Source organism: Nocardia elegans NBRC 108235, assembly GCF_001612845.1.
Classification (GTDB): domain Bacteria; phylum Actinomycetota; class Actinomycetes; order Mycobacteriales; family Mycobacteriaceae; genus Nocardia; species Nocardia nova.
In genome coordinates this window covers 1-12,298 of sequence record NZ_BDBF01000043.1, presented here as the reverse complement: position 1 = coordinate 12,298, position 12,298 = coordinate 1, and the positions used below count along the sequence as shown (strand labels likewise).

Annotated in this window: 7 protein-coding genes and 1 tRNA gene; 5 read left to right on the top strand and 3 right to left on the bottom strand. The window is 67.5% G+C overall.

Annotated elements, in window-relative coordinates; genetic code table 11:
• Positions 1–24 precede the first annotated feature (24 nt).
• The 3 genes from NE2_RS26355 to NE2_RS26345 all read right to left on the bottom strand — a co-directional run bounded on the left by NE2_RS26355 (position 25) and on the right by NE2_RS26345 (position 3,623).
• The gene (locus NE2_RS26355; protein ID WP_063030405.1) at positions 25–1,398 is read right to left on the bottom strand and encodes a glucose-6-phosphate dehydrogenase; all 1,374 of its coding nucleotides are present in this window, start codon (positions 1,396–1,398) and stop codon (positions 25–27) included.
• The gene (locus tag NE2_RS26350; protein ID WP_063030404.1) at positions 1,395–3,221 is read right to left on the bottom strand and encodes a glycoside hydrolase family 15 protein; all 1,827 of its coding nucleotides are present in this window, start codon (positions 3,219–3,221) and stop codon (positions 1,395–1,397) included. The genes NE2_RS26355 and NE2_RS26350 overlap by 4 nt, the downstream gene beginning before the upstream one ends.
• Before the next feature lie 328 nt (positions 3,222–3,549).
• A tRNA-Arg gene (locus NE2_RS26345) sits at positions 3,550–3,623 on the bottom strand.
• A 182-nt stretch (positions 3,624–3,805) separates the two neighbouring features.
• Between NE2_RS26345 and NE2_RS26340 the strand changes: the two genes are divergently transcribed.
• From NE2_RS26340 to NE2_RS26320, 5 genes are all read left to right on the top strand, one after another.
• Positions 3,806–5,842: a bifunctional copper resistance protein CopD/cytochrome c oxidase assembly protein gene (locus NE2_RS26340; RefSeq protein ID WP_063030403.1), complete on the top strand. Its 2,037-nt coding sequence runs from the start codon at positions 3,806–3,808 to the stop codon at positions 5,840–5,842.
• The gene (locus tag NE2_RS26335) at positions 5,839–6,789 is read left to right on the top strand and encodes a threonine/serine dehydratase (protein ID WP_063909491.1); all 951 of its coding nucleotides are present in this window, start codon (positions 5,839–5,841) and stop codon (positions 6,787–6,789) included. The genes NE2_RS26340 and NE2_RS26335 overlap by 4 nt, the downstream gene beginning before the upstream one ends.
• A 162-nt stretch (positions 6,790–6,951) precedes the next feature.
• The gene (locus tag NE2_RS26330) at positions 6,952–7,461 is read left to right on the top strand and encodes a single-stranded DNA-binding protein (RefSeq protein WP_084494343.1); all 510 of its coding nucleotides are present in this window, start codon (positions 6,952–6,954) and stop codon (positions 7,459–7,461) included.
• A 75-nt stretch (positions 7,462–7,536) separates the two neighbouring features.
• A complete protein-coding gene (gene ettA, locus NE2_RS26325) occupies positions 7,537–9,213 on the top strand; it encodes an energy-dependent translational throttle protein EttA (RefSeq protein WP_030517883.1) in 1,677 nt (558 codons plus the stop codon).
• A 248-nt stretch (positions 9,214–9,461) separates the two neighbouring features.
• On the top strand, positions 9,462–12,298 hold a 2,837-nt coding region (locus NE2_RS26320), incomplete at its 3' end, for an NAD-glutamate dehydrogenase domain-containing protein (RefSeq protein WP_167356783.1).

The following is a 12,298-nucleotide window of genomic DNA, read 5'->3' as shown; positions in this document are numbered from 1 at the left end:
GGGCGTCGGCGCGGGCACGGGTGATCATTCGCTGTGATCGGCGCCGGCCGGTCCCTGTGACCCGGCCGGATACTCGTCGAGCGGCACCACATCGCGCGACCACGCCGACAGGATCGGAGTCACCACCCGCCAGGCCTGTTCGGCCTCGTCCGCGCGGATCGAGAGGGCCGGGTCACCGTTCAGTACGTCGAGCAGTAGCCTGCCGTAGGCCGGCAACTCCGGCGGTTGCACCTGAGCGATCAGTGTGAGCGGTACCAGGGTCCCGGCGGTGGCGCCGACGGCCGTCAGACCGAGCGACAGGCTTTCGGGGTCGAGCCCGAACCGCAGCACATTGGGCTCCGGCGTTCCCTGATGACCGAAGGGCATATGTGGAACCGGGCGGAAGTGGACGGCGACCTCGTTGCGATCGGTCCCGAGCGCCTTGCCGCTGCGGAGCACGAAGGTCGTTCCCGACCATCGCCAGCTGTCCAGCGTCAGTTCGACCTCGGCGAAGGTCTCGGTCCGGCGACGCGGGTCGACGCCCTCCTCGTCCACGTAGGACGGAACGTCGCGATCGCCGATCCGTCCCGCGAGATATCGCCCGCGACGCGTGCGGGCGGCGACATCGGCATCGGTCAGCGGACGCACCGAGCGCAGCACATCGACCTTGCGGTCGCGCAGGTCCCGTTCGGACAGCGTGATCGGGGGTTCCATGGCGATCAGGCACAGCAGTTGCAACAGATGGTTCTGCACCATGTCCTTGAGGGCGCCGACGTGGTCGTAGTATCCGGCCCTGCCCTCGAGGGTGAGGGTTTCGTCCCAGACGATCTCCACCTTGGCGATATGCGCGCTGTTCCAAATGGATTCGAGGACGCGATTGGCCAGCCTGCTGCCGAGCAGATTCTGCACCGTGGTCATGGCGAGGAAGTGGTCCACACGGAAGACGGCTCGCTCGGGCACCAGATCGGCCAGTAGCCGATTCAGTTTCTCGGCACTGTCGAGGTCTTCGCCGAACGGTTTCTCGAGGACGATCCCGCTGCCCGCGGGCAGTCCCACCTCGTGCAGCGTCGTGATCGCGGCTGGAAACACCGCCGGGGGCAGGGCGAGGTAGACCGCCACCGGACCGTCGCCGGCGATAGCCGCCGCCACCTCGTCGGCGTTCTGGATGTCGGCCCTGCGGTACCGCGTCGCGGCCGCGACCGCCTTCCGGGCGTCGGGCGGCGCCTCCGCGGCATGGTCCTCGAGCTGGGCCACCACCCACTCGTGGAACTCTTCGTCGCCGCGGCCCTTCCGGTCGGCGCACACCACCTCGAAACGGCTGTCCAGATGCCCGGCCTGGAACAGAGCGGCCACGGCCGGCAAGAGGTAGCGCCCAGCGAGATCACCGGTGCCGCCGAAGACGACCAGACGCGTGATCATGGCGCACCCGCCTTCGCTCGCGCGAGTTTCACCCCGCTGGAAATGATGCCGATATGACTGAACGCCTGCGGAAAATTACCCATGAACGTGCCGGTCGTCGGGTCGATCTGCTCCGCGAGCAGGCCGACGGTGCTCGCGCGGGCGCACAGGGAGGTGTAGAGCCGCTCGGCGTCCTCGAGCCGTCCCTGCGCGGTGAGGTTGTCGACCATCCAGAAACTGCACAGGACGAACGCGCCCTCGTTGCCGGGCAGGCCGTCCGGTGATTCGTCGTGCAGGTAGCGATACAGCAGTCCGTCGCCGGCGCCCAGCCGATCGGCCACCGCCGCGGTCGTCGCCGTCATACGTGGATGATCGGCGGGCACGACGCGGCGCAGCGGCAGCGCCAGCAAACTCGCATCCAACTCGCCGCCACCGTCCAGATGGGCGCTGAGGGTGTGGGCCCGCTCGTCCCACGAGTTCTTGAGGATCGCCTCGCGGATCTCGTTCGCGGTGCTGCGCCACATCGCGACGGGACCGGGCAGGTCGAATCGTTCCCCGATCGACGCGGCGCGGTGCAGTGCCACCTGGCACAGCGCCGCGGAATAGGTGAAAACCCGGCCCGGGCTGCGCACTTCCCAGATGCCCTGGTCCGGCTCCTGCCACGATCGGCCCGCGGCCTCCGCCAGATCGGACAGGTTCGACCACAGCAGCGGCTGCAACTCACCGCCGGTGCGCAGCCATTGGTCGGCGCAGTCGAGGATCTCGCCGTAGACGTCGTGCTGACGCTGGTCGGTGGCTCCGTTGCCCCAGCGCACCGGCCCGCTTCCGCGGTAGCCCTCCAGGCCGGTGTCCACCATCTCGTCCGGAACCGGATCGCCGTCGATGTCGTACATGATGCGTGGCTCGCCGCTGCGCTCGAACGCGTCGAGCACCCAGCCCAGGAAGGCGTCGGCCTCGTTACGGAACCCGATGCGGCGCAGGGCATAGACGGCATACGACGCGTCGCGGATCCAGACGTAGCGATAGTCCCAGTTGCGGACGCCGCCGATGGGCGCCGGCAGCGACGAGGTGGGTGCCGCCACGACGGATCCGCTCACCCAGTGGTCGCAGAGTTTGAGCGTGATCGCGGAGCGCCGGACCAGTGCCTGCTCGGGACCGTCGTAGACGCACGTCCGCATCCACGATCGCCAGGCGTCGGCGGTGTGGCGCAGCATCGCCGCGGCGTCGAAGCGATGGTGACGGTGAAAGCGTCCCCACGACAGCACGAGCTCCAGTCGCTCGCCCTGGACCAGGTCGAAGGTGGTGTGCACGCCGTCCAGCGGCCGGTCGGCGCGCAGATGCAGCCGCAGGTTCGGTTGCGAGGCGACCCGGATCTCCAGCCCGCTGAGCACCGGCCGCAACTGCGCACCTCCCTGCGGCGCGATCTCCACCGCCACCCGGACGTGCCCGCTGACGACGATCGCGGAGCGAACCAGTTCCGAGCGATCGGCGGGCGCGTCGTCGCCGAGATCCGAGCCGGGGCGCACCACCATGGCGTCGGTCACCCGGAGAACGCCGGTGGCGCTGCGCAATTCGGTTTCCAGCACGCCGGTGTCCGGCTGATAGCGCTGGCGCCCTTCCAAAGGATCGGCCGGCGCGACGGTGAAGTGGCCGCCGTGGGCATGGTCGAGCAGCCCGCAGAACAACGGTTGGGCGTCGAAGCGCGGCAGGCACAGCCACGGGATCGAACCGTCCATCCCGACCAGCGCGGCCGTCGTACCGTCTCCGATCAGACCGTAGTCCTCCAGCGGGCGATACCCGTCGCTCCGGGGGATCGGCCGGAACGGTGGATCGGGATCGTGCACGCCACCCCCTTCCACGAGTGGAACGCCCGGCGACAACTAGAGGGAAGGCTATCAGCTGGCATCCGGTGGGAAACCGGAACAGAGCGGCCGATACCTGCCTGAAACACCGATCGATCGACTGGCTGGCTAACGCACGCTTTCCCGGCGGGACGCACAGGCCGACGGGGGGCCGGAGACTTGGGGGAGCGGGAGGCGGTGGTGACTGCCCGACGACATGCGAGGCTCGCCCCGCGACCGAAACTTCCGCGAAATTCTTGTGTGTTTAGCCGTTGAAGCGAGTGGGTAACCACAGTCCAACCCGGAATATACGCAGGTCAGACTGGCGAAGCGCCCCCGGCAGGAATCGAACCTGCGACCTAGGGATTAGAAGGCCCTTGCTCTATCCAACTGAGCTACGGAGGCATGGCAGTACCAAACACCATGCCCGGTTTGGGGCAGCGTGTCCAGCGAGTTGATTATAGCGAGCGTCCAGATCGGTGCTGGTCATCGACAACGCCGTGGACGACTGTCGGCCTCGTCACAGCGAGCGGGGTGGATTCGGGCCGGGAAGGCTGTGAGGTGGGCCGCCAACTACGCTGAATAGTATGTCGTCACCGCAGGATCCGCCCGTCGAAGCCGACCCCCAGGCCGTGCGGCCGGAGGCGACGGCGTTCCCGGTGCTGGCGGTGGTGGCGGTAGGTCTGACCGCGTTGGTCGCGCCGATCGTGGTGAGTCTGTCCGCGGCGCAGGCGCTGACTCTGCTCGGCATTCCCGACCCCGGCCCGCTGACCACCTACGGCCTGCCCGCAGTGCGGGCGGTGGCCGATTTCTCGGCTGCGATCGCGGTCGGGTCGCTGCTGTTCGCGGCCTTCCTGTGCCCACCGCAGCGCGACGGCCTGCTCGATGTCGGCGGTTACCGGGCCCTGCGTCGCGCCGGGATCGCGGCGCTGGCCTGGGCGGTGACCTCGGCTCTGCTGGTGCCGTTGACGCTGTCGGACACCACCGGCCAGTCCGTGCGCTCGGTGGTGCGGCCCGATCAGATCTGGCATGCCATCGGCAAGGTCGATGTCGCCGGATCCTGGCGCGCCACCGCGATCATGGCGATTCTGCTCGCCATCGGCTGCCGGCTGGCCTTGCGTTGGGGCTGGACGCCCGTGTTGTTCGCCTGGTCGCTGTTGTGCTTGATTCCGGTTGCGCTGACCGGACATTCGTCATCGGGTGGCGCCCACGACGTCGCGACGAACAGCCTGATCCTGCATCTGGTCGGCATGGCGGTGTGGGTCGGCGGACTGTTCGCGGTCCTCGCCTACGCCATGCGCGGCGGAAAGTACACCGGTCTCGCCGCACGGCGATTCTCCCTGGTGGCGACGTGCGCGTTCGCGGTCGTCGCGGTGTCGGGTGTGCTCAACGCCTGGGTGCGGGTGCCGTGGGACGAACTGTTCACCACCACCTACGGCCGGTTGGTGATCGCGAAGACGGTCGCACTCTGCCTGCTCGGTGTCGCCGGATTCCTCCAGCGCCGCCGCGCCCTTCCGGCGCTGGCCGACAATCCCCGCGACCGCTCGGCCCTGATCAGTTACGCCGGAGTCGAGATCTTGATCTTCGCGGCCACGATCGGCCTGGCCGTCGGGCTCGGCCGCACCCCGCCGCCGGATCTCAAACGGGTGCCCTCGCCCGCGGAGGTCGAACTCGGCTACAACCTCGCCGGGCCGCCGACCGTCGGCCGCATCCTGTTCGACTGGCGCTTCGACATCATGTTCGGCACGCTCGCCATTGTGCTGGCGGTGCTGTATCTGGTGGGCGTGCGGCGCTTGCGCGCACGCGGCGACGCCTGGCCGGTGGGGCGGACCGTGGCGTGGCTGTGCGGTTGTGCGGTGCTGCTGATCGCGACGAGTTCCGGGGTGGGCCGGTACGCCCCGGCCATGTTCAGCGTGCATATGGCCCAGCACATGCTGCTGTCGATGCTCGCGCCGGTGCTGTTCGCACTGGGTGGCCCGGTGCTGCTGGCCCTGCGCGCCCTGCCCGCCGCTGGTCGCGACGCACCGCCCGGGCCGCGGGAATGGGTGCTGGCCGCGGTACACAACCCGGTCTCGCGTTTCCTGACCCAGCCGGCTGTCGCGGCGGCGTTGTTCATCCTCGGCTTCTACGCGCTGTATCTGGGCGGCATCTTCGACGCGGTGGTCGGCGAGCACGGCGCCCATCTGGCGATGAATCTGCACTTCCTGGTGTCGGGCTACCTGTTCTACTGGGTCGTTCTCGGTATCGACCCCAAACCGCGCCAGGTACAGCCGCTCACGAAGGTCGGCATGGTGTTCGGATCGCTTCCGTTCCACGCCTTCTTCGGCGTCGCGCTGATGAGCATGACCACGGTGATGGGCGAGTGGTTCTATCGCGGGCTCGGATTGAGCTGGAACACCGATCTGCTCGGCGATCAGCGCACCGGTGGCGGGCTGGCCTGGGCCAGCGGTGAGATTCCGCTGGTCCTGGTGATGCTGGCGCTGCTGGTGCAGTGGTCGCGCAGCGACAACCGCACGGCCAAGCGCTTCGACCGGGCCGCCGAGCGCGACCACGACGCCGCCCTCGCCGCGCACAACGCCATGTTCGCCGAACTGGCCAAACGTGACCGCGAGGTGAAACCGTGACCGAGGCGCCCGCGCAGATTCCGCGCCTTTTTCGCGCCGATATCCGGGCCGCCCGCGAGCGGCTGGGTAACGACGTGCGGGTCACGCCCGTATTCCACACCGAGGTGGCCGGTCCCGAGGGGCCGGTCAAGGTCACTCTGAAGCTCGAACATCTGCAGTACGGCGGCACGTTCAAAGTGCGGGGCAGTCTCAACGCGCTGCTGCAGTCGGCCGACGACGGCCGGCCGGTGGTGATCGCCTCCGGTGGCAACGCGGGGATCGCCGCGGCGCTGGCCTGTGCGTTGCGCGGCCGCCCCTGTACCGTCGTCGTCCCGGAAACCGCACCGCACACCAAGGTCGCGGCGATGTGGGGGTACGGCGCGGAAGTGCTGTGGCACGGAACGACCTATGCCGAATCCAAACGCCACGCCGACGCGGTGACCGCGGAGCGGAACGCGCTGCAACTGCACGCCTACGATCTGCCGGCGGTGGTTGCCGGGGCCGGTGTGGTGGGGCTCGAGATCGAGCGTCAGGTGCGCGGACGGCCGCCGGTGCTGATGGCGGTCGGCGGCGGGGGCCTGATGGCCGGTATCGCGATCGCGCTCGGCCCGCGGTCACGAGTGATCGGCGTCGAACCCAAGGGCGCGCCGACGCTGTACGCGGCGTTGTCGGCGGGGCGCCCGGTCGATGTGCCGGTCGACAGCATCGCGGCGGATGCGCTGGGCGCCACCAGGATCGGCGATATCGCGCTCGATACCGCGATTCGCTACGGCGTCGGCTCGGTCCTGGTGGGCGACGACGCGATCGCGATGGCACGCGAATATCTGTGGCGGGAATTCCGTCTGGTCGTGGAGCCGGCGGGCGCGGTCGCCCTGGCCGCAGTACAGAGTGGGGCCTATGTCCCGGAACCCGGCGAGCGGCCGGTGATCGTGCTGTGCGGCGCCAATACGGACGTGAGCAACCTCTGACCACGTGGACTCCGGAACGGGGCCTGTTCACACCCACGTGAGTTGTCCACATATTCGCATCCGGGGCTGGTGAGGCGTCGCGGCATCGGCGACGCTGAGTAGGTCACGTCCGCCGAGGGCGCCGCGGACGGGGGCACAGTCGAATCGCGAAGGGGGACAACCATGTACGAGGCGAATACCGCCGTGATCGGTACCGTCGTCACACATCCGGTACGGCGGAGCCTGCCGGGTGGTGAACAGGTGATCAGCTTCCGGATGGCCAGCAATGCCCGCCGCTTCGATCGCGATACCGGCGGCTGGGTGGACAGCGGCACCCTGTTTCTGACGGTGACATGCTGGCGCCGCCTGGTGGAGGGGGTCGACGCGTCCATCCGTCGCGGGGATCCGATCATCGCCTACGGTCAGCTGCGCACCAACGAGTACCGGACCAGGGAAGGTGTGCAACGCCACGATCTCGAGATGCGAGCCGCCGCGCTGGGGCCCGACCTGGGCCGCTGTGCCGCTCCGGTGCTGCGGCGGGGCGGCGCCCGGAACTCCGGACCGGACCTACACGTTGTCCCCGAAGGGGACGACGCGGTGCCACAGGCGCCGCCGGGCGAGTCCGGCCCCGCCACGGGCGAGAGATCGACTACGGTCGAGCCGGTCTCCGCGGCGGCCGCCGACGCCGGATGACTACCGTTACCTCTGCTCCGCTCGCGCGGTCCTCCGTTTCGACCCACTGGTTCCGACACCGATAGGCTTTCCTACATGGCTGAGTTCATTTACCAGATGAAGAAAGTTCGCAAGGCGCATGGCGACAAGGTCGTCCTCGACGATGTGACCTTGAACTTCCTTCCAGGCGCCAAAATCGGCGTCGTCGGTCCGAACGGCGCCGGTAAATCGAGCGTGCTGAAGATCATGGCCGGACTGGACCAGCCCAACAACGGTGACGCGTTCCTGGCGCCCGGAGCGACGGTCGGCATCCTGCAGCAGGAGCCGCCGCTGAACGAGGAGAAGACCGTCCGCGGCAACGTGGAGGAAGGCCTCGGCGAGATCAAGGTGAAGCTGGACCGCTTCAACGAGATCGCCGAACTCATGGCCACCGATTACTCCGACGAGCTCATGGATGAAATGGGCAAGCTGCAGGAGGACCTGGACCACGCCGACGCGTGGGATATCGACTCCCAGCTCGAGCAGGCCATGGACGCACTGCGCTGCCCGCCGCCGGACGAGCCGGTCGGCAACCTTTCCGGCGGTGAGCGCCGCCGGGTGGCGCTGTGCAAACTGTTGCTGAGCAAGCCGGATCTGCTGCTGCTCGACGAGCCCACCAACCACCTCGACGCCGAGAGCGTCAACTGGCTCGAACAGCATCTGGCCCAGTACCAGGGCGCGGTCCTCGCGGTCACGCACGACCGGTACTTCCTGGACAATGTCGCCGGCTGGATCCTCGAGCTCGACCGCGGCCGGGCCTACCCCTACGAGGGCAACTACTCCACCTACCTGGAGAAGAAGGCCGAGCGACTCGAGGTTCAGGGCAAGAAGGACCAGAAGCTGCAGAAGCGGCTCAAGGAGGAGCTGGCCTGGGTGCGTTCGGGCGCCAAGGCTCGCCAGGCCAAGAACAAGGCCCGCCTCGGCCGCTACGAGGAGATGGCCGCCGAAGCGGAGAAGATGCGCAAGCTGGACTTCGAGGAGATCCAGATTCCGCACGGCCCGCGCCTGGGCAATGTGGTGGTCGAGGTCGAGCACCTGGACAAGGGTTTCGGCGACCGGCAGCTGATCAAGGATCTGTCGTTCACCCTGCCGCGCAACGGCATCGTCGGTGTGATCGGCCCGAACGGCGTCGGTAAGTCGACGCTGTTCAAGACCATCGTCGGACTGGAGCAGCCCGACAGCGGCGAGGTCAAGGTCGGCGACACGGTGAAGCTGAGCTATGTCGACCAGAACCGTGCCGGCATCGACCCGAAGAAGACGGTTTGGCAGGTGGTATCCGACGGGCTCGACTACATCGAGGTCGGCAATCAGGAGATGCCTTCGCGCGCATATGTTTCCGCCTTCGGCTTCAAGGGCCCGGATCAGCAGAAGCCGGCCGGTGTGCTGTCCGGTGGTGAGCGCAACCGCCTGAACCTGGCATTGACCCTCAAGCAGGGCGGCAACCTGATCCTGCTCGACGAGCCCACCAACGACCTGGATGTGGAGACTCTCGGCTCGCTGGAGAACGCGCTGGAGAACTTCCCCGGCTGCGCCGTGGTCATCTCCCACGACCGGTGGTTCCTCGACCGCACGTGTACCCACATCCTCGCGTGGGAGGGCGACGACTCGAATCCGGCCAAGTGGTTCTGGTTCGAGGGTAACTTCGAGGCCTACGAAGCCAACAAGGTCGAGCGTCTGGGCCCGGAGGCGGCCCGTCCGCACCGCGTTACTCACCGTAAGCTGACTCGCGACTGACCTTTTGGCTCGCGCAGTCGACCGACCACCCGGACGTGCGTCAATCTCTCAGGGGCGCAACGTCATCGCGGTCTACCCGGGTCTCGGCGTAGGCTGCGAACACGGGCGTACCAACCGGCACGTTCGAGGTAGCTGAGCGTCGCCGAGGGTTTAGAAGGAATACACCCCGGCGCCTCGGCTGCCCAGCTACTCTCGATCCCGGCGTCACTTTGTTGCGGAACCGAATCCGAGGGAGTTGGCGAAAAAAAATGACGGTCTCGTCCGAATTGTCCAGTAACGCGTGGGCGGAAAGTCTGCCGGAGCCGCTGCGGGGAGAACTCGCAACGCTCGAATCGGCGTACTTCCGTCACGTGGATGCCGGCGATGTGGACTGTGCGATCACCGGAAGTTCGGCGCTGGTCTTCCGAAGGCATCTCGAACTCGGCTTGCAACGTCCCCCGGGCGCGGCGCTCGTGCGGGTGTACCACCCCGACGACGGCAGCGGCATCGGGGCGGCGGTTCAACTGGTCACGGACGACATGCGTCTGCTCGTCGAATCGGTGGCTTCGGCCCTGACCCGGATCGGCGCCACCGTCAGCGAAGTGATCCATCCGATCTTCGAGGTGATGCGCGACGACGAGGGGCGGCTGCATTCCGCGGCCCCGCACGAGGTCGACGGCAACGGTGTCACCGGCTTGCGCGAATCCTGGATTCACGTGCAGCTGCATCCGTCCACGAGCCGCGACGTCCTCGAGCGCATCGAGGCCGAGGTGCCCGATGTGCTCACCGACGTACGCCAGGTCATCGGCGATACCGAAGCGATGCGGGCGGTGCAGGATCGCCTCGCCCGCGAGCTGATCCGGACGGCGGATGCGGGATCCTCGCCGTACCCGGTCACGGACCTGGTGGACTGCGCGCATCTGCTCCGCTGGCTGGCAGACGGGCATTTCACCCTCCTCGGCTACGCCCGCTTCCAGCGTCGCCCCGCGACCGGTGCGGAAGCGAAATCCGTTGTCGTGCCGGACAGTTGCCTCGGTGTCCTGCGACCCAACGTCGGGACCGACTTCCAGGTTCCGGTCGACGGCGGCCGACGTCCGCTGCTGATGCTCACCCAGGGGCTGGTCCCGGCGACGGTGCACCGCTCGGTCTATCCGTATTTCATCGGCGTCGCGGAGGCCGACGCCTCGGGCACGGTCGTCGGCGAACATCTGTTCATCGGTGTGTTCACCGTCGCCGCCCTGCACGAGAATGTGCTCGATATTCCGGTGATCGCGCGCCGGGTGCGCACCGTGATCGAACAATGCGGATTCGATCTCGAATCGTTCTCGGGCCAGGCGATGCTCGAGGTGATCCAGTCCTTCCCACGGACCGAGTTGTTCTCCTCGGATATCGACACGATGCGGCGGACCGCCAGCGCCGTGCTCAGCGTGGGCATGCGTCGACAGGTGCGGCTGTTCCTCCGCCAGGATTCCTACGGTCGTTTCGTGGCCGCCATGGTGTATTTGCCGCGCGACCGCTACACCACCCGGGTTCGGCTCGAGATCCAGGACATCCTGGTTCGCGAGTTGGGCGGCGTATCGATCGACTACTCGGCGCGCGTGTCCGAAAACGAGCTCGCCAGCGTGTATTTCACCGTGCATCTGCCCGAACCGGGCACTCGGGTCGATACCTCCGAGGCCAACCGGTTGCGGATTCAGAATCTGCTCGCCGAGGCCAGCCGCACCTGGGACGATCATCTGCGCGACGAGGTGGCTCGGTCCACCGTGCTGGATCCCGCGGTCGTGCAACGGTATGCGGCCGCACTGCCCGACGGGTACAAGGAGGATTTCGGACCTTCCCGGGCGCTGGCCGACATCGTGCGGCTGGAGCGCCTCGCCGGCGAGACCATCGATCAGCATCTGTACCGCAGGCCGGACGCCGCGCCCGGGTCGTGGCGATTCACCCTGTACATCGGCAGCGGTATTTCGCTGAGCCAGGTGCTGCCACTGCTGCAGAGCCTCGGTGTCGAGGTGGTCGACGAACGGCCCTACGAGGTCGAATTCGGCGACGGTCGGAGGGCGTGGATCTACGATTTCGGTTTGCAGGCGCGACCCGACCTGCTGCGAATGTCGTTGGACCGCAACATGGATGCCGAGCTGCTGGAAACCGCCGACCGGCTCGATCTCCTCGACGCGCAGGAATGTGGATTACGCGAGCGCTTCACCGAGGCGTTCGACGCCCTCTGGCACGGCCGGGCGGAAAGCGACCCCCTCAACGAGTTGGTGTTGCGGGCCGGACTGCAGTGGCGGTCGGTGTCGATTCTGCGTGCCTATTCGAAGTACTTGCAGCAGGCGGACTTTCCGTACAGTCAGGCCAATATCGCTCGCGTTCTGCTGGCCTCGCCGGATATCGCGCAGCTGTTCGTCGGACTGTTCGAGGCCATGTTCGATCCCGATTCGGCCTCCGCGGACCGTGCGGACGAGCTGCGTGCGGCGGTACGGGAACGGATCAACGAGGTCGTGAGCCTGGATGCCGACCGCATTCTGCGTGCCATCCTCGGTGTCGTCACCGCCACGCTGCGTACCAACTACTACGTCGTCGACGCCGACGGGTTGCCGCGTGACTATCTGTCGCTGAAGGTCGAGCCGCACGCGATTTCGGAGCTCCCGCGGCCGCGGCCGCAGTTCGAGATCTTCGTATATTCGCCGCGGGTCGAGGGCGTCCATCTACGTTTCGGCCCGGTGGCGCGTGGTGGTTTGCGGTGGTCGGATCGCCTGGAGGATTTCCGGACCGAGATTCTGGGTCTGGTGAAGGCGCAGGCGGTGAAGAACGCGGTGATCGTGCCGGTCGGCGCCAAGGGCGGATTCGTGGTGAAACGCCCGCCGGCGCCCAGTGGCGATCCGGCAACCGATCGCCAGGCCCTGCAGGGCGAAGGAGTGGAGTGCTATCGCACCTTCATCAGCGGTCTGCTGGATGTGACCGACAATGTCGATCACGCCAGCGGCGAGGTGGTTCCGCCGGCGCGGGTGGTGCGCCGCGACGGGGATGACACCTATCTGGTGGTCGCGGCGGACAAGGGGACCGCGACGTTCTCCGATATCGCCAACGACGTCGCCAAGAAATACGG

Excerpts from the sequence above, each read along its gene's own strand:
- NE2_RS26330 (WP_084494343.1), top strand. The coding sequence starts at position 6,952 with ATGTACGAGGCGAATACCGCCGTGATCGGTACCGTCGTCACACATCCG.
- NE2_RS26340 (WP_063030403.1), top strand. The coding sequence starts at position 3,806 with ATGTCGTCACCGCAGGATCCGCCCGTCGAAGCCGACCCCCAGGCCGTG.
- NE2_RS26355 (WP_063030405.1), bottom strand. The coding sequence starts at position 1,398 with ATGATCACGCGTCTGGTCGTCTTCGGCGGCACCGGTGATCTCGCTGGG.
- ettA (WP_030517883.1), top strand. The coding sequence starts at position 7,537 with ATGGCTGAGTTCATTTACCAGATGAAGAAAGTTCGCAAGGCGCATGGC.